The sequence below is a fragment of the Salipiger pallidus genome (assembly GCF_014643635.1).
GTDB lineage: Bacteria > Pseudomonadota > Alphaproteobacteria > Rhodobacterales > Rhodobacteraceae > Salipiger > Salipiger pallidus.
This window is the reverse complement of the sequence record NZ_BMJV01000002.1, coordinates 83,294-106,213: the sequence shown is the minus strand read 5'-3', so window position 1 is coordinate 106,213 and position 22,920 is coordinate 83,294. Positions and strand designations below refer to the sequence as shown.

Annotated in this window: 22 protein-coding genes; 10 read left to right on the top strand and 12 right to left on the bottom strand. The window is 65.4% G+C overall.

Annotation, left to right across the window (positions count from 1 at the left end):
- Positions 1–91 precede the first annotated feature (91 nt).
- From IEX41_RS06155 to IEX41_RS06125, 7 genes are all read left to right on the top strand, one after another.
- On the top strand, positions 92–772 hold the full coding sequence (locus IEX41_RS06155) for a putative nucleotide-diphospho-sugar transferase (RefSeq protein WP_188789366.1): 681 nt from the start codon (positions 92–94) through the stop codon (positions 770–772).
- A gap of 67 nt (positions 773–839) precedes the next feature.
- A complete protein-coding gene (gene deoC / locus IEX41_RS06150) occupies positions 840–1,832 on the top strand; it encodes a deoxyribose-phosphate aldolase (protein WP_188789365.1) in 993 nt (330 codons plus the stop codon).
- Between the two features lie 139 nt (positions 1,833–1,971).
- Positions 1,972–2,991, top strand: coding sequence for a BMP family protein (locus tag IEX41_RS06145; RefSeq protein ID WP_188789364.1), 1,020 nt, complete (start codon positions 1,972–1,974; stop codon positions 2,989–2,991).
- Positions 2,991–4,523, top strand: coding sequence for an ABC transporter ATP-binding protein (locus tag IEX41_RS06140; protein ID WP_188789363.1), 1,533 nt, complete (start codon positions 2,991–2,993; stop codon positions 4,521–4,523). The genes IEX41_RS06145 and IEX41_RS06140 overlap by 1 nt, the downstream gene beginning before the upstream one ends.
- Positions 4,524–4,636: 113 nt before the next feature.
- On the top strand, positions 4,637–5,683 hold the full coding sequence (locus IEX41_RS06135) for an ABC transporter permease (protein WP_188789362.1): 1,047 nt from the start codon (positions 4,637–4,639) through the stop codon (positions 5,681–5,683).
- Entirely contained in the window at positions 5,680–6,627 is a 948-nt protein-coding gene (locus tag IEX41_RS06130; RefSeq protein WP_188789361.1) for an ABC transporter permease, read from the top strand. Before IEX41_RS06135 ends, IEX41_RS06130 begins: the two co-directional genes overlap by 4 nt.
- On the top strand, positions 6,627–7,916 hold the full coding sequence (locus IEX41_RS06125) for an amidohydrolase family protein (protein ID WP_188789360.1): 1,290 nt from the start codon (positions 6,627–6,629) through the stop codon (positions 7,914–7,916). Before IEX41_RS06130 ends, IEX41_RS06125 begins: the two co-directional genes overlap by 1 nt.
- 382 nt (positions 7,917–8,298) lie before the next feature.
- On the opposite strand, the gene IEX41_RS06120 is transcribed toward IEX41_RS06125, so the two are convergent.
- The gene (locus IEX41_RS06120; protein ID WP_188789359.1) at positions 8,299–9,813 is read right to left on the bottom strand and encodes a catalase; all 1,515 of its coding nucleotides are present in this window, start codon (positions 9,811–9,813) and stop codon (positions 8,299–8,301) included.
- 395 nt (positions 9,814–10,208) lie between these two features.
- Here IEX41_RS06120 and IEX41_RS06115 point away from each other — a divergent pair, with 395 nt between their 5' ends.
- A complete protein-coding gene (locus tag IEX41_RS06115; protein WP_188789358.1) occupies positions 10,209–11,018 on the top strand; it encodes a DUF2711 family protein in 810 nt (269 codons plus the stop codon).
- 105 nt (positions 11,019–11,123) lie between these two features.
- On the opposite strand, the gene pnp is transcribed toward IEX41_RS06115, so the two are convergent.
- Both pnp and IEX41_RS06105 read right to left on the bottom strand, forming a co-directional pair.
- Positions 11,124–13,262: a polyribonucleotide nucleotidyltransferase gene (gene pnp / locus IEX41_RS06110; protein WP_188789357.1), complete on the bottom strand. Its 2,139-nt coding sequence runs from the start codon at positions 13,260–13,262 to the stop codon at positions 11,124–11,126.
- Positions 13,263–13,445: 183 nt separating this feature from the next.
- On the bottom strand, positions 13,446–13,697 hold the full coding sequence (locus IEX41_RS06105; RefSeq protein ID WP_188789356.1) for a DUF6525 family protein: 252 nt from the start codon (positions 13,695–13,697) through the stop codon (positions 13,446–13,448).
- A 112-nt stretch (positions 13,698–13,809) separates the two neighbouring features.
- Between IEX41_RS06105 and IEX41_RS06100 the strand changes: the two genes are divergently transcribed.
- Positions 13,810–14,319, top strand: a complete 510-nt coding sequence (locus tag IEX41_RS06100) for a DUF3280 domain-containing protein (RefSeq protein WP_188789355.1) — start codon at positions 13,810–13,812, stop codon at positions 14,317–14,319.
- A gap of 69 nt (positions 14,320–14,388) precedes the next feature.
- On the opposite strand, the gene rpsO is transcribed toward IEX41_RS06100, so the two are convergent.
- From rpsO to IEX41_RS06085, 3 genes are all read right to left on the bottom strand, one after another.
- The gene (gene rpsO, locus IEX41_RS06095; protein WP_188789354.1) at positions 14,389–14,658 is read right to left on the bottom strand and encodes a 30S ribosomal protein S15; all 270 of its coding nucleotides are present in this window, start codon (positions 14,656–14,658) and stop codon (positions 14,389–14,391) included.
- 581 nt (positions 14,659–15,239) lie between these two features.
- Positions 15,240–16,208, bottom strand: coding sequence for a calcium-binding protein (locus tag IEX41_RS06090; RefSeq protein ID WP_188789353.1), 969 nt, complete (start codon positions 16,206–16,208; stop codon positions 15,240–15,242).
- Positions 16,209–16,288: 80 nt separating this feature from the next.
- On the bottom strand, positions 16,289–16,840 hold the full coding sequence (locus IEX41_RS06085; protein WP_188789352.1) for a DUF1643 domain-containing protein: 552 nt from the start codon (positions 16,838–16,840) through the stop codon (positions 16,289–16,291).
- Between the two features lie 130 nt (positions 16,841–16,970).
- On the opposite strand from IEX41_RS06085, the gene IEX41_RS06080 reads away from it, so the two are divergent.
- Positions 16,971–17,936, top strand: a complete 966-nt coding sequence (locus tag IEX41_RS06080; protein WP_188789351.1) for a threonine ammonia-lyase — start codon at positions 16,971–16,973, stop codon at positions 17,934–17,936.
- A 134-nt stretch (positions 17,937–18,070) separates the two neighbouring features.
- Here IEX41_RS06080 and IEX41_RS06075 read toward each other — a convergent pair whose 3' ends face one another.
- The 6 genes from IEX41_RS06075 to IEX41_RS06050 all read right to left on the bottom strand — a co-directional run bounded on the left by IEX41_RS06075 (position 18,071) and on the right by IEX41_RS06050 (position 22,912).
- On the bottom strand, positions 18,071–18,277 hold the full coding sequence (locus IEX41_RS06075) for a Trm112 family protein (RefSeq protein ID WP_188789350.1): 207 nt from the start codon (positions 18,275–18,277) through the stop codon (positions 18,071–18,073).
- On the bottom strand, positions 18,274–18,918 hold the full coding sequence (locus tag IEX41_RS06070; RefSeq protein ID WP_188789349.1) for an LON peptidase substrate-binding domain-containing protein: 645 nt from the start codon (positions 18,916–18,918) through the stop codon (positions 18,274–18,276). The genes IEX41_RS06075 and IEX41_RS06070 overlap by 4 nt, the downstream gene beginning before the upstream one ends.
- A 27-nt stretch (positions 18,919–18,945) precedes the next feature.
- Positions 18,946–19,866: a thioredoxin gene (gene trxA, locus IEX41_RS06065; protein ID WP_188789348.1), complete on the bottom strand. Its 921-nt coding sequence runs from the start codon at positions 19,864–19,866 to the stop codon at positions 18,946–18,948.
- Between the two features lie 100 nt (positions 19,867–19,966).
- A complete protein-coding gene (locus IEX41_RS06060; RefSeq protein ID WP_188789347.1) occupies positions 19,967–20,638 on the bottom strand; it encodes an endonuclease/exonuclease/phosphatase family protein in 672 nt (223 codons plus the stop codon).
- A gap of 11 nt (positions 20,639–20,649) precedes the next feature.
- On the bottom strand, positions 20,650–22,068 hold the full coding sequence (cls, locus tag IEX41_RS06055; protein WP_188789346.1) for a cardiolipin synthase: 1,419 nt from the start codon (positions 22,066–22,068) through the stop codon (positions 20,650–20,652).
- Positions 22,069–22,123: 55 nt separating this feature from the next.
- Positions 22,124–22,912, bottom strand: coding sequence for an exodeoxyribonuclease III (locus IEX41_RS06050; protein ID WP_188789345.1), 789 nt, complete (start codon positions 22,910–22,912; stop codon positions 22,124–22,126).
- Positions 22,913–22,920: the final 8 nt, after the last annotated feature.

The following is a 22,920-nucleotide window of genomic DNA, read 5'->3' as shown; positions in this document are numbered from 1 at the left end:
GCGCGCCCTGGGGTCAGCCCGCGCAGGCGGCAGCGGATTTACAGGCGCGGCGGGGCGGCGTATCCCGAGGGCTATGGAACAGGAGCCTGTGATGGACGGCAAGACAACACGCGGCGTGGTCTATGTGGCCTGGGGACGCGAGCACGTGGAGGTGGCCCGGCGGTCGGCGGCGACGGTAAAGCGCTGGAACCCCGCCCTTGGGACCGCGATCTGGTGCAAGGACGGCGATGACACCGCGGGCTTCGACCAGGCGTTCTACATTCCCGAAGGGCTTAAACGGCCAAAGGTCAATGTGCTGGGCGAGAGCCCGTTTGACGAAACGCTGTTTCTCGACAATGACACGGTGGTGCGGGCGGATCTGTCGAGCCTGTTCGACCTGCTGCGCAAATACGAGATGTGCGGCACGCAGGTGATCCTGTGGCATCGCAAGCGCCACCAGAAGCCCATCGCACTGGACCTTCCCGACAGTTTCCCCGAGATCAACACCGGCGTGCTTTTGTACCGTAAAACCTCTGGGGTGCTGGCGTTTTTCGAGGACTGGGCAGAGACCTTCGCAGCCTCGGGCATGGGGATCGACCAGCCGTCGTTCCGCGAGGTGCTGTGGCGGTCGCAGATCCAGTTCTACGTCTTCCCACCGCAGTTCAACAAGCGCGTCTTCGAGGCGTCCGAGCTGATCTGGTCTGACGCGCCGCGCCCGCGCATCCTGCATCTCGAGCTGCTGCGGCCCCAGAAGAACCCGGTGATGCGCTGGATTTCCAACCGCATCCGCTGACGCGCCGTTTCTCTTGCCCCTGCCCGGGGCGCATGCCAGCCTTGGCGCGACTTCAGGAGCCTGCCCCATGACCGACACCACGCTTGCCCCCGTCTCACACCTGCTGCCGCAGGTGGCCGAGCCGCGCAATCCAGGTATGGCGCTGGACCTCGATCTGGTGATGCGCTGCACCGCCAACCGCTCCGCCATCGAGCGGCGGGTGGCGGCGCTTCCGGGGCGGCGGTCGGTCAAGAAGGACCACCAGGCAGCGTGGCTGGCACGGGCAATCACCTGCATCGACCTCACTACCCTTGCAGGCGACGACACACCGGGGCGCGTGGCACGGCTTTGCGCCAAGGCGCGTCAGCCGGTACGGGCGGACCTGCTCGAGGCCCTGGAGCTGCCGGGGCTGACCGTGGGCGCGGTCTGCGTCTACCACGACATGATCTCTCCCGCCGTCTCTTCGCTGAAGGGCAGCGGCATTCCGGTGGCCGCGGTGTCCACCGGCTTTCCGGCGGGGCTGTCGCCGTTCCACCTGCGCGTGGCCGAGATCGAGGAAAGCGTCAAGGCAGGCGCCCACGAGATCGACATCGTGATCTCGCGCCGCAAGGTGCTGACCGGCGACTGGCAGGGGCTTTATGACGAGATGCGCGCCTTCCGCGCCGCCTGTGGCGAGGCCCACGTCAAGGCCATCCTTGCCACCGGGGAATTGGGCACGCTGCAGAACGTCGCCAAGGCCTCCATGGTCTGCATGATGGCGGGCGCCGATTTCATCAAGACCTCCACCGGCAAGGAATCCGTCAACGCCACCCTGCCTGTCAGCCTGACCATGATCCGGGCCATCCGCGACTACCACCAGCTGACCGGCTACCGGGTGGGCTACAAGCCTGCGGGCGGCATTTCCAAGGCGAAGGACGCGCTGGTCTACCTGTCGCTCATGAAGGACGAGCTTGGGGACCGCTGGCTGCGGCCCGATCTCTTCCGATTTGGTGCTTCGTCTCTGCTGGGCGACATCGAACGGCAGCTGGAGCATCACGTCACCGGCGCCTATTCGGCCGGATGGCGGCACGCCTCGGGCTAAGCCCCCGGGCACGCTGCCTGTTTCCTGTGCGGATACCCGGCTGCCGTTCGTGGACAAACGGGGGCCAGTGCTGATTTTCTTTGCCAGGCGCGAGGAAACCCTTACCAATTGGTAAAAAATTGGCCACAGGGGGACCACCATGACCAGCCACCGTACCGACGGGCTCAGCCGCCGCGCCCTGCTTATGAGCAGCGCCGGCCTTGCCGCCACCGCCAGCCTGATGCCCGTGCGGCTGATGGCGCAGGAGCCGATCTCGGTCGCAGGGATCTACACCGTGCCGGTGGAACAGCAGTGGGCGGGCCGCATTCACGAGGCCGCCGTCGCCGCCGCCGAAGAGGGGCTGATCACCTACACCTACTCCGAAAACACCGCCAACACCGACTACCCGCGCGTCATGCGCGAATACGCGGAACAGGGCGTGCAGCTGATCCTCGGCGAGATCTTCGGGGTTGAGCAGGAAGCCCGCGAGGTGGTGCTCGATTACCCCGACACCGCCTTCCTCATGGGCTCGTCCTTCATGCCCGATCCCGAGTATTCGAACCTCGCGGTCTTCGACAACTACATCCAGGACGCGTCCTACCTTTCGGGCATCATCGCCGGTGCCATGTCCGAGACCGGCAACATCGGCATGGTTGGCGGCTTCCCGATCCCCGAGGTCAACCGCCTCATGCATGCCTTTATGGCGGGCGTGCGCGAAGTGAAGCCCGAGGCGGAATTCCAGGTGAGCTTCATCGGATCGTGGTTTGATCCTCCCAAGGCCAAGGAAACCGCCTTCGCGATGATCGAGAACGGCGCGGACATGCTCTATGCCGAACGCTTCGGCGTCTCGGATGCGGCGCAGGAGAAGGGCGTGCTGGCCATTGGCAACGTCATCGACACGCAGGCCGATTACCCCGACACGGTCGTCGCATCGGCGCTCTGGGACTTCGGCCCGACGCTGGCCGCGGCCATCGAGGCCATCAACGCGGGCAACTTCGAAGCGGCGAACTACGGGCTTTACAGCTTCATGAAGGAAGGCGGCGCGTCGCTGGCCCCCTTGGGCTCGTTCGATGGCAAGATCCCGCAGGACGCGCTCGACCTCGTGGCCGAGAAGGAAGCCGCCATCAAGGCCGGCGAGTTCGAGGTCGAGATCGACGACAGCGAGCCCACGTCCTCCTGATGACACCCAAGACCCCGGCGCAGGGGCCCGTCCTGCGCCTTTCCGGCATAACCAAGCGCTTCGGCAACCTCACCGCGAACGACGGGATATCCCTGTCGCTTGCACGCGGGGAGGTCGTGGCGCTTCTGGGCGAGAACGGCGCGGGCAAGACCACGCTGATGAACATCCTCTTCGGCCATTATACCGCCGATGAGGGCACCGTGCAGGTGATGGGCCGCGACCTGCCCCCCGGCCAGCCGGGAGCCGCTTTGAAGGCGGGCGTCGGGATGGTGCATCAGCATTTCACGCTGGCGGGCAACCTCACCGTGCTCGACAATGTTCTGCTGGGCACAAGGCCACTGCTGTCGCTGTCCTCGGGCCGCGCCGAGGCCCGCGCCCGCCTTGCCCAGCTGGCGCGGGACTTTGGCCTTGCGGTCGATCCCGATGCGCGGGTGGCGACGCTGTCGGTGGGCGAACGCCAACGGGTAGAGATCCTCAAGGCGCTCTACCGCGATGCCCGCGTCCTGATCCTCGATGAGCCGACCGCCGTGCTCACCCCGCAAGAGGCGGACGCGCTGTTCGAGACGCTGCGCAAGATGACCGCGCAGGGCCTGTCGGTGATCTTCATCAGCCACAAGCTGCACGAGGTGATGGCGATCTCGTCCCGCGTGCTGGTCCTGCGCCACGGCAAGCTGGTCGGAGAAGTTGCCACCACGGACACCGACCGCCACCAATTGGCCACCATGATGGTCGGCGCCGAGATCACCACCCCCGCACCCGCCAAGGCCCGCCCCGGCGCGCCCCTCCTGACGCTGGAGCAGGTCTCCACCGCCCGCCATGGCGAACGCCCCGGCCTCACCGCCGTGGACCTCGAGCTTTGCGCGGGCCAGATTACCGGCCTTGCGGGCGTTTCGGGCAACGGGCAGGGCGCGCTCGCGGACCTGATCTCGGGGCTGGAGACCCCCACCGGAGGCCGCATCCTCCTCGCCGGAGAACCTGTTGCCGACTGGACCCCGCGCGCCGCCCTCGACGGGCGCATCGGCCGCATTCCCGAAGACCGGCACAAAACCGGCACCATCGCCGATTTCACCCTCACCGAAAACGCGGTGCTCGAAAGCTACGCCACTACGGCAACACGAGGCTGGATGAACTGGCGCGACGCCCGGACCTCCACTGAAACCATCATCGACAAGTATGACGTGCGCTGCCCCGGCCCAGACACCCGCATCCGCCTACTGTCAGGCGGTAACATGCAAAAGCTGATCCTCGGCCGCGTGCTCGAGGCCGCCCCCCGCATCATCCTCGCCAACCAGCCGGTCCGCGGCCTCGACATCGGCGCGGTCACCTACGTGCAGGAGCAGCTCATCGCCGCCCGCGACGCAGGTGCCGCGATCCTGCTGATCTCCGAGGACCTCGACGAGATCCTCACCCTCTCGGACAGCATCCGCGTCATCTCCGGCGGCCGCCTCTCGCCCGCCTTCCCGCGCGGCTCGAAAACGCCCGCCGAGCTGGGCCAGTGGATGGCGGGACAAGGCTTCAACCATGCCGCCTGACCCCATGGTTTCCTTTGACCTCAAATATCCCGGGGGAGTCCCGCAGGGACGGGGGCAGAGCCCCCTCCCCCGCCTGTCACACGCACAGCGCAAACCAAGACCAAGAGGCCCCCATGCGCCTTGAACCCATCGCCGCCCCCGGCCCCATGCGCCGCATCGGTCTTCCCGCGCTGGCCCTTGCCGCCACGGTGGTCGTCGCCTGCGCCCTCTCGGCCCTCGCAGGCGCAAATCCCGCCCGCACCTTGGGTCTCATGATTACCGGCGCCTTTGGCTCGAAGTTCGCTCTGCTGGAAACGCTGAACCGCGCCACGCCGCTGATCTTCACCGGCCTCGCCATCGCCGTCGCCTTCAAGGCGAAGCTCTGGAACATCGGCGCTGAGGCGCAGCTCTACGCGGGTGCGCTTCTCACCGTCCTCATCGGCACCCAGCTTGGCCTGCCTGGCCCGCTGGCGATCCCGCTCATGGCGCTTGGTGCCATCGCTGCCGGTGCCCTTGTGCTGCTCGGCCCGGCGCTGCTCAAGACCCGGCTCGGCGTCGACGAGGTGGTGACCACCCTGCTGCTGAACTTCGTCATGGCGCTCTTCATCTCCTACCTGCTCGAAGGTCCGCTCAAGGACCCCATGGGCATGGGCTGGCCCAAATCCCCCTCGATCCCGCGCGATGCCCGCCTGCCGCGCATCGTCGACGGGCTGCGGCTGCACTGGGGCTTTGCCCTCGCGCTGCTCTGCGCGGCGGGGGTCTGGGTCATCCAGACCCGCACCACGCTTGGCTACGAGATCCGCGCCACCGGCCAGAACCCCGAGGCCGCACGCTTTGCGGGCATTCCGGTCACCCGCGTCATCGTCAAGACGGCGCTGCTGTCGGGCGGGCTCGCCGCGCTTGCGGGCTTTTCCGAGGTGGCGGGGCTCGAGGGCAACCTCACCACGGACCTCTCTGCCAGCTTCGGCTATACCGGCATCGTGGTCGCGATGCTGGCGCTGCTGCATCCGCTGGGCGTGGTGGTCTCGGCGCTTTTCGTGGCGGGGATCTTCGTGGGCGCGGACAGCATGTCCCGCGCCGCAGAGGTGCCCACCTACATCGCCGACATCCTGCTCGCCACGGCGCTGCTGTTCATGGTGCTGGCAATCCTTCTGACGAAATTCCGGGTGGTGCGCGGATGACCGAAATCGTCGACATTCTTCTGTCAGCCAGCTTTTGGGCGGCGATCCTGCGCATTGCCTCGCCGCTGATCTTCGCCACGATGGGCGAGCTGATCTGCGAACGCGCGGGCGTGCTCAACCTCGGGATCGAGGGCATCATGGTCGCGGGCGCCTTCGCCGGGTGGATGGCCGTCTACGCGGGCGCGCCGCTCTGGGTCGGGGTCGCCGCCGCCATGTGCGCTGGCATGGGCTTTGGCGCGATGCACGCGCTGCTCACCGTGCCCTTTGGCCTGTCGCAGCACGTCGTCGGCCTTGGCATCACCATGCTGGCCACGGCGGCGGCCTATTACGCCTACCGCCTCGCCCTGCCCGAGGTCACCAACCCGCCGCGCATCACCCCCTTCCAGCCGCTGCACATCCCGGTGCTGTCGGACATTTCGTGGCTGGGGCAGGCGCTGTTCTCGCAGACCGCGCTGACCTGGGCCGGCTTTGCCACCTGCGGGATCACCGCCTTCGTGCTCTCCCGCACGCCACTGGGCCTTGCGGTCCGCGCCGCCGGGGAAAACCCGCAGGCGGTCGAGGCGCAGGGCCTGTCGGTGGGCGCGATCCGCATGGGGGCTGTCATCGTCGGATCAGGCCTCATGGCAGTGGGCGGCGCGTTCCTCACCATGTCGGCCTTCTCGAGCTTCTTCTTCGAGATGGTCAACGGGCGCGGCTGGATCTGCATTGCCCTCGTGGTCTTCGGCACATGGAAGCCGGGCAAGGCGCTTCTGGGCGCGCTGCTTTTCGCGGGCTTCGACGCCCTTCAGATCCGCCTGCAACAGACCGGCCTCGGGCAGATCGTGCCCTATCAGGTCTTCCTGATGATCCCCTACCTTCTGTCGATCCTCGCGCTGGTGCTCATGTCGCGCCGGGCCGAGGTTCCGGCAGCGCTCATGACCCCCTTCAACCGAGGAGACCGCTGATGGCCACCTTTGACATCCTTGTAAAAGGCGGCACGCTGCCCGATGGCACCGTCAAGGACATCGGCATCACCGGCGGGCTGATCGCCGCCATGGGCGATCTCACCGGCTCGGACGCGGGCGAGGTGATCGACGCCGCCGGAGACCTCGTGTCCCCGCCCTTCGTCGACCCTCATTTCCACATGGATGCGACGCTCAGCTACGGCACCCCGAGAATCAACGCCTCGGGCACCCTGCTCGAGGGCATCGCACTCTGGGGCGAGCTGAAGCAGCAGGCCACCGTGGACGAGATGGTGGACCGCGCGCTGGCCTATTGCGACTGGGCGGTGAGCATGGGCCTTCTGGCGGTGCGCAGCCACGTGGACACCTGCGACGACACGCTTAAGGGTGTCGAGGCGATGCTGCAGGTGCGCGAGGCGGTCAAACCCTACCTCGACCTGCAACTGGTGGCCTTCCCACAGGACGGCTTCTACCGCGACCCCACGGCAAAGGCGAACACGCTCCGCGCCCTCGACATGGGCGTCGACATCGTCGGCGGCATCCCTCATTTCGAGCGCACCATGGCCGACGGCGCCGCCTCGGTCCGCGAGCTGTGCGAGATCGCCGCAGACCGTGGCCTGCTTGTGGACCTGCACTGCGACGAGACCGACGATCCCCACTCACGCCACATCGAAAGCCTCGCCTACGAGACCCAGCGCCTGGGCCTTCAGGGTCGCGTGGCAGGATCGCACCTGACCTCGATGCACTCGATGGACAACTACTATGTCTCGAAGCTGCTGCCCCTGATCGCCGAGGCCGAGATCGCTGCCATCCCCAATCCTCTCATCAACATCACCCTGCAGGGCCGCCATGACAGCTATCCCAAGCGGCGCGGCCTCACCCGGGTGAAGGAGATGCAGGCCCAAGGCATCACCGTCGGCTGGGGGCAGGATTGCGTGCGCGACCCGTGGTATTCGCTCGGCACTGCCGACATGCTCGACGTGGCCTTCATGGGGCTGCACGTGGCGCAGATGACCTCCCCCGCGGAAATGCAGCGCTGCTTCACAATGGTCACCGAGGAGAACGCGAAGATCATGCACCTCACGGGCTACGGCCTTGCCCCCGGCAATACCGCGTCTCTGGTGGTGCTGGATGCTGGCTCAGCCATCGAGGCGCTGCGCCTGCGCCCCGACAGGCTCTGCGTGATTTCCAAGGGCAAGGTGGTTTCGCGGCAGGCCCGCAACGACGCACGGCTAACTCTGGCGGGGCGTCCCGGCTCCGTCCGCAGGCGCCACAAGATTTCGGAAGGCTGAAAGCGTCGGATCTCTGGAGAAAAGCGCCAGACAGGTCCGGCCTGCCAAAATGGGCAAGGCATCTTTCATCCGTGGGAGCCCAGATTTCCCTTAAGCTGTGAGTCCCTTTAGAGCAGAGGCTTCGCAAGCAATTAGCAACGGGCAGCACATTTCTCGGTTCCTGAAAGGGCTCCGCGCCTGCCACAAAGGGGCCCCGCCTGAGCATGGAAAGAGGGGGCTCCGCCCCCGGCCTTCGGTCCCCCCCCGGCGCATTTTGAAAGAGACGAAGGGGCGGCGCCGCGCGATGACGGTGCCGCCCCTCATGTTTCCTTTGACCCCAAATATCCCGGTGGGGTGAGGCCGCAGGCCGAGGGGGGCAGCGCCCCCCTTCCCCCGTTCCACCTTACTCGGCGGCGCGGATCGGCGTGTCGTCGGTCACCGGAAGCGACGGATCGCCATGCTCACCGGTTTCGAGCGCGCGGCGCACACCGGCCTCGTAGTCGGGATGCACCTTTTTCAGGACCGTGAGCCAGCGCTCCTTCACGCCGTCAGTGCAGGGCGCCATGCCCCCTGCCATGTTCCTGTGGAGGCGATCCCGCTCCTCGTCGCTGAGCACCCGCTCGTAAAGAGCGCGCGGCTGGACGTAGTCGATGTCGCTTTCTTCCTGGTCGAAGCGGGCGGCAACGGCCTCGGGATCGATGCGCATCGGCGGCTCCTGCAGGCTTTCATCCGCCACGGGGCCATCATACTGGTTCGGCTCGTAATAGGCGTCGGGATTGCCGAAATCGTTCGAGAAGAACCGCATGGCTCCGTCCTTGTGGTAATGCTGCACCTTCGACGCCTTGGGCTGGTTGGCGGGCAGCATCTCGTAGTGGGTGCCAAGGCGGTAGCGGTGCGCATCCGCGTAGGCGAATATGCGGGCCTGAAGCATCTTGTCCGGGCTGAAACCGATTCCGGGCACCACGTTGTTCACGTTGAAGGCCGCGTTCTCGATCATCTGGAAGTAGTTCTCGGGGAAGGTGTCCATCACCAGCTCGCCCACTTCGATCAGCGGGTAATCGCCCTGCGGCCATACCTTGGTCAGATCGAACGGGTTGAAGTCGGTCTCAAGCGCTTCTTCTTCCTTCATCACCTGGATGTACATGGTCCACTTGGGGAACTTGCCCTGTTCGATCATATTCCACAGCGCTTCCTGATAGCTTTCGCGCGTCTGGCCGATGATCTCGGCGGCCTTGGCATCGGACAGCCAGTCATGGCCCTGCTGAGTCTTGAAGTGGAACTTCACCCAGTGGCGTTCACCCTTGGCATTCCACATGGAGAAGGTGTGCGAGCCATAGCCGTTCATGTGCGCGGGCGTCTCGGGGATGCCGCGGTCCGACATCAGGATCGTCACCTGGTGCACCGACTCCGGCTGCCCGGCCCAGAAGTCGAACATCGCTTCGGGCGAACGCATATTGGTCTTGGGATGGCGCTTCTGCGTGTGAATGAAATCCGGGAACTTGTAGGCATCACGCACAAAGAAAATGGGGGTATTGTTGCCCACCATGTCCCAGTTGCCTTGCTCGGTGTAAAACTTCAGGGCAAAGCCGCGCACGTCGCGTTCGGCATCCGCCGCGCCACGTTCACCGGCCACGGTGGACCAGCGCGACAGGACTTCGGTGGTCTTGCCCACTTGCGAAAACAGGTCTGCGCAAGTGTATTGCGAGATATCATGCGTTACGGTGAAATGGCCCTGAAGCCCCCAGCCCTTGGCGTGCACCGTCCGCTCAGGGATGCGCTCGCGGTTTTGGTGGGCAAGCTTCTCCAGGAGCTGGTGATCCTGCATCAGCACTGGCCCGCGGCTGCCGGCGGTCTGCGAGGTGCGGTTCGTAGGGGCCGGAGCGCCAGACGTGGAGGTGAGGGTCGGTTTGGTGGACATGGAGGCCTCGCGTGTCGGGAATTCGGAAAAAGGGGCGTGGCGACGCGATGGGCCGCCTCTGTCACCTCAACACGTCGCTCCGCGCGAAGTTCCGAAGGCATGTTCTTGCCGATCCTACGGGAAAACCCGATCTCGTGATCGCCTGCGGCCAAGTTGCACATTGCTTGCGGAAACACAGGATATATATGCCCCCTATCCGTTGCATGTGCGGTTTCACATGCACCTCCCTGTTGGACTTGGCCGGGCTTCGTGCCCGGCCTTTTTTTCCGCCCCGCTGAAATCCCCCCCCCGAAAGCTGTCTCACGCCGCAAGCTGCGCCGATTTTAGCGCAATGCGCCGCGTTTGCCGTGCTGTTGCACCTGTCAAGCCGTATGCGCACGTGATAAGGGGCGCCGATGTACAAAGACCCCGAAGACCATTTCGAGCCCGCCGTGCCGCGCAGGCTCGAGCATCCGTTCGAGAACGTGCCGATCCTCGACTGGTGGCGCTACGACTACGATCACGTCTTCATCGTGCTCAACCCGTTCTTCCGGGTGCCGGGCTATACCCCCGAAAGCGCGGCGTGGTCCCCGATGCGGCTCTCCGTCGATCCGTCCGAGCTGATGGATGCCAGCATGCCAGAACGCGAGAACGCGGCGCCTCCGGGGTTCGGCGATCTCATCAAGCAGACCGGAAGCCCGGTGTCCTGGACCCGCGTCGCGCAGGAGATCGGCGCCTTCGATTTTCACCAATTCGCACGCACCGTCTGGCGCGAGGTCACGGCGCAAGAACTCGACCCCGACGATACCGACATCGCCGACCGTCTGGTGGCTCATTGCGCCACCTCCGGCCTCTACATGCCAGAAGAGGACGTGCTGCCGCCGATCTACGAGCCGAACGTTGAACGTTATCTCCGGGCGCTCGGCATCAGCAACGTCACGCTCTGGAGCGAATGGCGCGATCTGTCGCGGCCCTGCCCGGTGTCGTCGTTCTCGCGGCTGAACCCGGCAACGGAGCTGCCCGGAGAAAAGCTGTCGGCAGTCAGTGCGCCTGGGATGATGATGAGCTGGGCCTATGATGACGTGGCGGGTCTTCTGGCCCTCACGGACGAGATGCGCGAACGGGTAGATCCGGCGGAGTTCTTCGAAGGTTTCTGGGCCGATGCGGCCACCACCTCGGTAGTTTTCGCCCCCGAGGGCGCGCCGCCACCGCTGGCCCGGAACTGACCGGGCCCGCAACCGCCGCATCTCGCGCGCCGCAGCGCACAGGCCACATGAAAACGCCCCGACCGACTGGCCGGGGCGTTTCGCATTTCAACAGGGTGAGACGCCTTAGTCGGCGGTCTCTTCCTTGTTGCCGACGGATTCTTCGCCGGTTTCCTGGTCGACCATCTTCATGGCAAGACGAACCTTGCCGCGATCGTCGAAGCCCAGCAGCTTCACGAAGACTTCCTGGCCTTCCTTCAGCACGTCGCTGGGGTGGTTCAGGCGACGGTTCTCGATCTGCGACACGTGCACGAGGCCGTCCCGCTTGCCGAAGAAGTTCACGAAGGCGCCGAAATCGACGATCTTCACGACCTTGCCCTTGTACACCTTGCCCTCTTCCGGCTCTGCAACGATCGAGTAGATCATGTCATAGGCCTTCTGGATGGCCTCGCCGTTGGCGGATGCGATCTTGATGATGCCTTCGTCGTTGATGTCGACCTTGGCACCCGACACTTCGACGATCTCGCGGATCACCTTGCCGCCCGAGCCGATCACTTCACGGATCTTGTCAGTCGGGATCTGCATGGTCTCGATGCGCGGAGCGTGGACCGAGAATTCGCCGGCCTCGGTCAGCGCCTTCGACATCTCTTCGAGGATGTGCAGACGGCCTGCCTTCGCCTGGGCGAGGGCTTGCTTCATGATCTCGGGGGTGATGCCCGCGACCTTGATGTCCATCTGCAGCGACGTGATGCCGTTCTCGGTGCCTGCGACCTTGAAGTCCATGTCGCCGAGGTGATCCTCGTCGCCGAGAATGTCGGTAAGGACTGCGTATTCGCCGTCATCTTCCAGCACGAGGCCCATGGCCACACCGGCCACCGGCGCCTTCAGCGGAACGCCCGCGTCCATCATGGACAGCGAACCACCGCAGACCGACGCCATCGAGGACGAGCCGTTCGATTCGGTGATCTCGGACACGACGCGGATGGTGTAGGGGAAGTCGGTTGCCGCAGGCAGCACGGCCTGAAGCGCACGCCATGCCAACTTGCCGTGGCCGATCTCGCGGCGGCCCGGGGAGCCGACGCGGCCCACTTCACCAACCGAGTACGGCGGGAAGTTGTAGTGCAGCAGGAAGTTGCTACGCGAGTTGCCGTGCAGGGCGTCGATGATCTGTTCGTCATCGCCGGTGCCAAGCGTGGTCACCACGAGGCCCTGAGTTTCACCGCGGGTAAACAGCGACGAACCGTGGGTCCGCGGCAGCACCTTGGTTTCGGCGACGATCGGTCGGACCTGATCAAGTGCACGTCCGTCGATGCGGCGCTTGTTGCGGACCACGTCGGCACGAAGCACGGTCGATTCGAGCTTCTTCAACGCCGGGCCGAGGTTCGCATCCGCAAGCTGCTCTTCGCTCAGCTGGGCCTTGATCGCCTCTTTCGCGGCGGAGACGGCGGCAACGCGCTGCTGCTTGTCGGTGATGGCATAGGCATCGCGCATCTGCGCTTCGCCAAGGCCCTTCACCACGCCGTAAAGCTCGGAATAATCCGGGGGCTGGAAGTCGAACGGCTCTTTCGCGGCATCTTCGGCCAGCGAGATGATGAGGTCGATGACCGGCTGGATCTGCTCGTGCGCGAAGGTCACGGCGCCCAGCATCTCGTCTTCGGTCAGCTCGTAGGCTTCCGATTCGACCATCATCACGGCGTCCTTGGTGCCGGCGACCACGAGGTCGAGACGCTGGTCGGGGTTGTTGCGCAGCCCCTGCATGTCGTCGACGGTCGGGTTCAGCACGTATTCGCCATCCTCGTAGCCGACGCGGGCACCGGCGATCGGGCCCATGAAGGGCACACCGGAAATGGTCAGCGCTGCGGAGGCTGCGATCATCGCGACGATGTCGGGATCGTTGACAAGGTCGTGGGACAGCACCGTGCACATGACCAGCACTTCATGCTTGAAGCCGGACACGAACAGCGGGCGGATCGGACGGTCGATCAGGCGTGCGGTCAGCGTCTCTTTTTCAGTCGGACGCGCCTCGCGCTTGAAGAAGCCGCCGGGCACTTTACCCGCGGCGTAGTATTTTTCCTGGTAGTGGACGGTCAGCGGAAAGAAATCCTGACCGGGCTTGGGTTCCTTAGCGAACGTCACGTTCGCCATGACCGAGGTCTCGCCAAGAGTGGCGATGACCGAACCGTCGGCCTGACGGGCAACCTTGCCCGTTTCAAGAGTGAGGGTTTCTTCGCCCCACTGCATGCTTTTCTTCGAGATGTTGAACATATGCGTATCCTGTGAGGGAGCGCTCGCGGGCCCTCCCGCGTCTCCCGTGTGTCGTGGCGACCCCATTGTCGCCGCCCCCTCATCCTCTTGCACGCGCCCGGGGGCTGGAGGCGTCACGTCTCAGATGAGGGCGCGATACAGTGTTTTGAAGGCGATTGAAAGAAAAACCGCCCCGAACGGCCTCTACAGCGCAGCGTCGCGGGCGAGCAGCGCGGCTTCGGCACGATCCAGCCGATCCAGCGCTTCACGGTGGCTCGCACCCTCCTTCAGAGCGCGCTGCCACAGCGCGAGGCAGGACCGCGCCGACCATGGTAGCGCGGCGGTGGCCATCCACCCACGCAACGGCGGTGGCAGCCGGTCGTAGCCTTGCATTGGGCACCCCGCCCGGCGACTGCGCTTCAGCCTGGTGGTGCCGCGGTTGTGCCCTGTGCTCATAGCCGCCTCTCTCGCAAATAAGTTATGATATAACGTATCAAAAAGAGGGTGATCAAGCCCCGATACCTTGGTCTGTGACGACGAGGTGATGGCCCCGTGCGAGACTTGGCACATGCGAAAGAAGACCCTCATGCGTTCATGGATGTGCCTGCTCATGGCAGCCTCCGGCCCGGCAATCGCCGATCCAATACCGGTGGCCGTCTTTGACCTGAGTTTCATCAATTTCAGCCAGGAGGTGGACTACGGTGCCCGCAACGAGGTTGAACACACCCGCATCGCCATGCTGTCGGATCATTTGCGCCAGCGCCTGGTGAACAGCGGGCGCTATCGCCTTGTGGATCTGTCGCAGCTCGGGCCCGAGCTGCGGATGCATGGCGAGGTCTTCACCTGCAACGCCTGCGAAGCCAGGCTGACCCGCGCTGTGGGGGCCGAGCGGTCTTTCAGCGGCGCCGTTCAGAAACTGTCAGTGCTGGTACAGACCGTGATCCTGCGGGAACGCGATGCCGCGACCGGCGAGGTCATCGCCCTCTACCAGACCGACATCAGGGGCAATACCGACATCGCGTGGGTCCGGGGGATGGACTTCCTGATCGACAACCGGGTGCTGGCCGGCACTCCCTGAGCGGCCCCCGAAACGCAAAACGCCCGCTCCTGAGGAGCGGGCGTTCCGTATTCCGAAAACCGGACGAGATCAGCGGCGGATGCCGAGGCTCGCGATCAGCTTCTGGTAGCGGCCTTCATCGTTGGACTTGAGGTAGTCCAGCAGTTTGCGGCGCTGTGCGACCAGCTTCAGAAGGCCACGACGGGAGTGGTTGTCCTTCTTGTGGGTCTTGAAGTGCTCGGTCAGGGTGGTGATACGGCTGGTGAGGATTGCCACCTGGACTTCGGGCGAACCGGTGTCGCCTTCCTTGGTAGCGTATTCCTTCATCAGGCGGTTTTTTTCTTCGACGGTGATCGACATCGGGGTCTCCTTCGTAAGGTTTGTGTGGATGGCGCAAGCCGGGATGTCGTCCAGCAGGGCCCGTGGAGAGCTCCGTCCATGACGGACGGATAGGCGCCTATAAGGCGATTCCGGTCAGGAAGAAAGAAAAACCTGCGGTCGGCTGCTTGTTCGGCGGGCAAGCAAAGTTTGCACTCAGGATACGGGGCCGGCTGAGACTGAGACTGAGACTGAGACTGAGACTGAGACTGAGACTGAGACTGAGACTGAGACTGAGACTGAGACTGAGACTGAGACTGAGACTGAGACTGAGACTGAGACTGAAGTCAGCATCACCGCCATTGAATGGCAACAGGCGTAGCGGCAGACCCCAATGCCCAGGCCTCCCGCGGGCGAACCTGACGCCCCCCTCTCCGGCAGTGCTATGTCGCTCAGCCCTCAGCGCAGAAGGGCCGCGGTTCCGCAAGACCTCCGGTTCGGAAAGACGTCAGCTTTTCAATCTCTCCATTCCCCGAGGCCGTCCCCCCGACAGGCCCCACATCAGATAACGGCATGTCAGGCGGCGGCCAGGTCGGGCAGCAACCATATAGAGCAGCCCGCCTTCAGGCCGCCCCAAGCTCCGATGCGGCGCTCTGACCGATCAGGGCGATCTGTTCAAGCGGCGGGGCATCTTCGGCGGGCATCATGGCAATCACGTCGCCATCAAGAAGCAGCTCGGCCATGCCCTCGTGCGCGTCGCTGGAGCGTATGTCGAGTTCTGGCGCGGCGTCGCCACCGCTGTCGTCGAAAATGACAACGATCTGATCCTCGGCCCCGTCGTAATCCATCAACGTCGCTGCATCACCTCCGGCCGCCTCATGCGCCAGTGCAAAGAGGTCCGCCCCCGCGCCACCAGTGGCAATGTCACCGGCCCCGATCAGAAGCGTATCGTCCCCGTCTCCGGCGTTGAGAAAATCGAGCGCGGCTGCATCGGTTGCAGGCCCCGAGCCGGACAAAAGATCATCGCCCACGCCTCCGAAAAGCGTGTCGCTCCCCGCCCCCCCGTTCAGCGTGTCAGCGCCCTCGCGGCCATGAAGGGCATCGTTTCCCACGCCGCCGGTCAGCTCGTCATCGCCCAGCCCGCCCTGCAGCTCGTCCGCGCCGTCGCCACCGTCGAGACGATCGCCACCGTCATGTGCGAAAAGATGGTCATCCCCGGCCTGCCCTTGCAGCAGGTCGCTTCCTGCACCGCCGTGCAGGGTGTCCGCACCGGAGCCGCCGATCAGCGTATCAGCACCGTCACCTCCATGAATCTCATCATCACCGCCCAGTCCGTCGATCAGATCGTCGCCCTCGGCGCCCGCAATCACGTCCGTGCGGTCGCTGCCGACAATCTGCTCCGCGCCATCACTTCCGCCGAAGATCTGCCCCGTGGGCCCGGTCGTCGCCGCGTCCCCCACTGGTCCGTCTGGCCCGTCCCGGTCGGCACCGGGATCCTCGTCCAGATCGCCGCCGGCCGACACGTCCTGTGTGCCGATGACCGCAACCGATCCCAGCACCATCATCCCCATCAAACCGGCAAGCCACAGCATCGGCCAATCCCACCACGTAACGCGAAAGCCGGATGGTCGCCCGGGCGTCCTATCCGTTCAAGGGTTATCACCCTGAAAGGTTAACTCCGGGCCAAGGCCGGCGGGGCGCAATTGATCGAATTGTTACCGTCGACCGGCAGTTCCCAGGGGACCGGGCGCGTGGCATAGGGCACGTAAAGCGGATGGCGCGGGTGGCCTCCTTGGGTCAGGCCGAGGTGATGCAGCGGGCCGGGCAAAGTTTGCGTCATCTGCGGGCCGCGCCCCATGTGGGCCCCGTGCACGCCCCATGCGGCCAGCGTCATGTCCGCAGAGCAGTGCCAGTCAAGCAACAAGGCATCGTTGTCTTTACCGACGGGGGCATCCGTGCGGCGCAGGTCCTCGGGCCTCGTGGCGCGCCAGGCAAAGAGGTTGGCGATGCGCAGCGCTCCGAAGCCCAGCTGCACCGCCCGGCGCTGGCAGCGCTCGATGGTGGGATCGTTGCGAAGCTCATCGGCGGTGGAAGGGTTGAGCATGACGTACAGCAGCAGCCGCCCATCACTCCATCGCCGCTCCAATCCGTAGCGATAGCGTTCGCACGGGGAATAAAGGGCGCGTGACAGGATGCCGTCCGACTGGTGGCTGCGTTCGATCATGGGCCGCCATTCTGCCGTCTTGGCGCGCCGGCTTCAAGGTGGCCAAGCGGATGCCGCAGATTGACACCCCCCTGCCAGTGGCGCACGTTCCCGCCAGTTTTCGCTCCTACCGCCGGAAGGACCCGCCCCAATGGATATCGCCAGCATCAAAGCCGCCGCAGGGCGGCTGGCCGGCCACGCCCGCCGCACGCCCTTGCTGTCCTCACCTTTCCTCGACGAGATTGCAGGCCGCCGCGTGCTGGTCAAATCCGAGTGCCTGCAGCACACCGGCAGCTTCAAGTTCCGGGGCGCCTACAACGCGGTGGCCGCGCTTGATCCCGACACCCGCGCGCGCGGTGTGATCGCGTTCTCCTCGGGCAACCACGCACAGGGCATCGCTGCCGCCGCAAGGCTGCACGGGGTACCCGCCGTCATCGTCATGCCCGCAGACGCGCCACAGGCGAAGGTGGATGGCACCCTTGGCCTCGGGGCCGAGGTGGTGCCCTATGATCGCGCCACCGAGGACCGCGATGCCATCGGCGCGCGCATCGCCGCAGAGCGTGGCCTGACCCTCATCAAGCCCTTCGACGAGCCTATGGTGATCGCCGGGCAAGGCACCTGCGGGCTCGAGATCGCCGAGCAGGCGGCCGAGCTTGGCGTCACCACAGCGGACGTGCTGGTCTGCTGCGGCGGCGGCGGGCTGACCTCGGGGATCGCGCTGGCGCTCGAGGCGACGGCACCGGGCCTGCGGGCGCGCCCGGCCGAACCGGAGGGTTTCGACGACGTGCGCCGCTCGCTTGCCTCGGGCGAGATCGAGCGCAACCCGGCCCTGTCGGGCAGCCTTTGCGATGCCATCGTGACACCTCAGCCGGGCAACCTGACCTTCCCGATCATGAAGCGCCTCTGCGGTCCGGGCCTTGCCGTGTCCGAGGACGAGGCGCTGCGGGCCATGGGCCTCGCGCTGAAGCATCTCAAGGTGGTGGCCGAACCGGGCGGCGCGGTGGCGCTGGCCGCGGCCCTCTTCCGCGGCAACGAGATCGAGGGCGACGCGGTGATCTGCACTATATCTGGCGGTAACGTGGACCCGGCGGTGCTCGCTCGCGCCATCGGCGCTTGAGCCCAAGGCGCAGGATAAGCGCAGGGTCATGCAAGAACGCCCCCGGCAGACCATCCTGCCGGGGGCGTTTTCATTTGGCGCGCAGACGACGAACTGCTGCCCATCAAGTGCTAACGACCGCGTGATTTCGGGCGTCAGTCCTCGAGGCGGCGGGCTTCGTCCATGAGCATCACCGGGATGCCATCGCGGATCGGGTAGGCCACGCCCGCCGACGCGCTGATCAGCTCCTGCCGGTCGGCATCGTAGTCCAGCGTTCCCTGCGAGGCGGGGCACACGAGGATCTCGAGCATGCGGCGGTCGAAGGCGACGGGCGCCACGGGCGAGGTATCGGTGTCGGTCATTGTATCCTGTCCTCCGAGCCACCGCCTCCGCGCATGGCGTATTCCATCAGGGTCATCAGCGTCTCGCGCCGTGTCTGCAGCGACGGCGCCTCGAGCAGCGCCTGCTTGTCCTCGGGGTCGAACTCCAGAAGCATCGACAGCGAGTTGATGAGCAACTCGTCATCCGCATCCTTCAGCGTCGACCAGTCCGCGGACAGGTCCTTGGTGGCGAAGAACCGGTCGAGCATGGCCATGAAACGGTCGCGGTCGAACAGATCGTCACTTTCGGCACCGTCGAGATCACACTCGAACCCGGCCCATGACACGTTGCAGCGCCGGTAGGGGCTGAAGCTCTCGACCTCGCTCTCGATGCGGTACCGGGACAGCCCGGTGAGGGTGACCATGTATCGGCCATCCTCGGTCTCCGAGAACTGCGTCACCCGCCCGGCGCAGCCGATGCGGTGCAGGCCCTTGTCGCTGCCCGACAGCGGGTCGGGCTGGATCATGCCTATGATCCGCGTCTCGGTCTTGAGCGCGTCTTCGAGCATCGCAAGATAGCGAGGCTCGAAGATATGAAGCGGCAGCCGGGAGCGTGGCAAAAGCAACGCGCCGGGCAGGGGGAAAACCGGGATCAGGCCGGGCAGATCAAAGCGTCTGGACATGACCACCGAGTTAGCCCGCCGCAGCCGTCAGGCAAATATCATCGAGCTGAGTTTCCGGCGACCGTTCAGCACCACCGGATCGTTCGGCTTGAGCGCCTCGAAGACGGTGATAAGCTGGGTCTTGGCGGCCCCGTCGTTCCATTCGCGATCGCGGCGGAAAAGCTCAAGCAACTGCGCCACGGCACCTTCTGCATCGCCCTTGGCATGCAGCGCCAGGGCAAGGTCAAAGCGCGCCTGATGATCGTCGGGATTGGCCTCGACTGCGGAGGTCAGCTCGGCCACGGGGCCGGCGTCCGCCGCCTGCTTGGCCAGCTCCAGCTGAGCGTGGGCCGCATCCAGTTCGGGGCTTTTCGAGATCGCCTCGGGGGCGCCGTTCAGGATTGCCTCGGCTTGGTCGAGATCACCCAGCGCCACCTGTGCCCGCACGAGGCCCGCGTAGGCCCCCGCGTGCTCGGGCGCTTCCTCGAGGATGGCGGCGTAGGTCTGCAGTGCATCGTCCGCGGCGCCGGCCTCGAGCATCTCGTCGGCAGCGGCGACCGCCTCTTCGAGGCCGCCGTCACCGGCTGCTTCGCCGCCCGCCTGCTGGACCAACCGGTCCACGAAAGCCTTGATCTCGGACGCCGGAAGCGCGCCCTGGAAGCCGTCCACCGGTTGGCCCTTGTAGAAGGCGTAGACCGTGGGGATCGACTGCACGCGCATTTGACCGGCGATCATCTGGTTCTCGTCAACGTTGACCTTCGCCATGACGACTGCGCCGCCCGCCTCGTTCACCGCCTTCTCGAGCGCCGGGCCCAGCGTCTTGCAGGGGCCGCACCAAGGCGCCCAGAAATCGACGATGACGGGAACCTGCTGCGAGCGGTCCACCACCTCGGCCATGAAATCGGCCTCGCTCACGTCCTTGACATAGTCGCCCTTCGGCGCCGTGTTCGTACTACCCAGTTCCAGCATATCGTCCTCCGCTGCCTTGCGGTCACATCAGCCTGACAGATGGCCCATGGTTGCCGGTCTTGCAAGGGCCGAGGGCGCCGGGAAGGAGCGGAAACCCAAGTCAGGAGCGGGTGATATCGGCCCAGATCGGCAGATGGTCCGACGCGACACGCGCCTTGCCGGTCCGCCACACCCCCATGTCGTCGATGCGCAGCCCCTGTCCGTGGGCGATCCCGTCCAGCGCAACGAAGGGCCGGCGGGCGTGAAAGCTCGGCCCCGGCAGGTGCAGGGTGAAGTCCTTCTCCCACGGCTCGTAACCGCGCACGTCGGACCATTCGTTGAAGTCGCCTGCGATCAGAGAGGTCGCCTCGCAGCCCTTCAGATGTTCGCGGATGGCGGTCATCTGCAACAGCCGGAACCGCCGCATAAGGCCCAGGTGAGCCCCCACGAAGCACACGCCCCCCGCCTCGACCAACACGGCGCCGCGCGGCTCCAGCCCCGGAAGCGGGATGCGTTCGGTGCGCGTCACCTTCATCCCCTTGCGCAGGAAAATGGCGTTGCCGTGCCAGCCAATGCTGACCTCGTTGATCGCCACGTCCGCGACCTCGTAATCGGTTTCCTGCTCGATGAGAAACCTCGGGATCGCCGTGGGGCGCGGGCCAAGGCGCAGGTCCGCCTCCTGCAGCAGCACCACGTCGGCGCCGATTTCGTTCAGCACCCGCAGGATGCGCGCGGGATCGCGGCGGCGGTCCGTGCCCATGGCCTTGCGGATGTTGTAACTTGCCACCTTCATGCGCGCACCCTTCAGAGGATCGGCGCGAGAAGGCGCGACACCGCTGCTCCGCCGCGCAGCAACAGAGGCTCGTCGGGCAGGTCCGTTTCCAGCAGCCGGGACCGGGTGAAATCAAGCTCGAGCATATGTTCGACCTTTTCCGCAAAACGACTGTCGAACACCGCCACCATGGTTTCGAAATTGAGCCGGAACGACCGGTTGTCGAGGTTCGCCGTCCCAATGCCTACGAAGTCATCATCCACGAGGATGACTTTCTGATGCATGAAGCCGGGCTGGTAGCGCCAGATCTGCACCCCGGTGCGCCGTGCTTCGGGGAAATGCGAGAAGGCGGCCAGCCAAGTCAGCCAGTGATCGCGCCCCTCGGGCAGCAGAACCCGCACGTCGCAGCCCCGCAGCGCCGCCGACTGAAGCGACGCCATCACCTCGCCGTCGGGAACGAAATAAGGCGTGGCGATCCACACACGGGACCGCGCCGCGTTGATCGCGGTGCAGTAGAACAGCGCGCCGCTGTCCAGCTCGTCCACCGGCCCGGAGGGCACGACAACCGCGTCGGCCCCGTTCTCGACCGGCTCGGGCATCCAGAACAGCTTGGCGCCCAGCGCCTCGTCCGTGGCCCAGTGCCAATCTTCGACATAGGCCAGCTGAAGCTGCGCCACGGCAGGGCCGGTCAGCTCCACATGGGTGTCGCGCCAGTGGTCGAAGGTCTCCCCGAGCCCGCGATAGGTGTCGGACATGTTCAGCCCACCGGTAAAGCCCAGCTTGCCGTCGATGATGACCGTCTTGCGGTGATTGCGGAAGTTGATCTGCAGCCGCGAGGTCGGCCCGGCGGTGCTGCCGGGATCGAGTATCCGCACACCCGCCTTCAGTAGCCGGTCGCGGTACGCGGAGGACAGCCCGTAGCTGCCCACCCCGTCATAGAGCATCCGCACCTCGACCCCCCGCTCCGCGGCGGCCATCAAACGGTCCGCCAAGCCGCGGCCGGTGTCGTCGTCGACCACTGTGTAATACTGGACAAGGACATAATCCTCGGCCCTGTCGATGGCGTCGAAGATGGTGGGAAAGGTCTCGTCCCCGTTGACCAGCAGACGAAAGCCGTTGCCCCCGGTGACTGGCATCTCGGCCAGCCGGGCGAAGGCCTTGTGCACCGGCAGCGGCGTTGCCGGTTCCACGGTGCGGGCGTAGCTTCCAAAGGTCTTCATGACCTTGTGGCTGATGCGGCGGCGTTTCTTGAAACCGTGCAGCTTGTGGTGACCGAAGAACAGGTAGGCCGGCAGTGCGAACCACGGCGCTGCGAGCAAAAACACCACCCATGCAACCGAGCCCTGCGGTGTGCGCGCGTTGGTCACGACCCGCCAGATCGCCACAGCGACGCCCAATGGCAGCAGGATGGCGATCGCGACGGACCAGAGGACATGAAGATCTTGGGACATGTGCTGCTTTCGTATTGGCCGGCCCCCAACGACCTCAAGGCCTTGCGGGTTCCGGTCAGAGGTCGAAGGTGGCAAAGACCGGGGCGTGATCCGACGGTTTCTCCCACCCGCGCGCATCGCGCAGCACGCGGCTGCCGTGGGCGGCGTTCGAGATGTCCGGCGTGGCCCAAACGTGGTCGAGCCTGCGGCCCTTGTCTGCTGCATTCCAGTCCCGTGCGCGGTAGGACCACCAGCTGTAGAGCTGCCCCTCGGGGATATCCTGCCGGGTGACATCGACCCAGCTGCCCGCCGCCTGCGTCTCGGCCAGGGCCGCGACCTCGACGGGGGTGTGCGAGACGACCTTCAGCAGCGCCTTGTGGGACCACACATCATCCTCGCGCGGGGCGATGTTCAGATCGCCCACAAGGATCGCCTTGCTCGGCGCCTCATCGCGAAAATAGTCGCGCATCCCCGCAAGGTAGTCGAGCTTCTGGCCGAACTTCTCGTTTACTTCACGGTCGGGCACATCGCCGCCCGCGGGGACGTAGAAGTTGTGGATGGTGACGCCGTTCTCGAGCTCTGCCGCCACGTGGCGGGCATGGCCAAGCTCGGCGAAATCACGGTCGCCCACATCCCGCAGCGGCAGCTTCGACAGGATGGCAACGCCGTTGTAGCCCTTCTGCCCGCGCGCCACGATGTGGTGGTAACCCAGCTCGCGGAAGCGCTCCATGGGGATCTTGTCCACCGGGCTCTTGCATTCCTGGAGGCACAGCACGTCGGGCGCGTCCTGCTCGAGCAGCTGGCAGACCAGCGGCTCACGAAGACGGACCGAGTTGATGTTCCAGGTGGCAAGGGTGAAGGGCATGGGCTTTG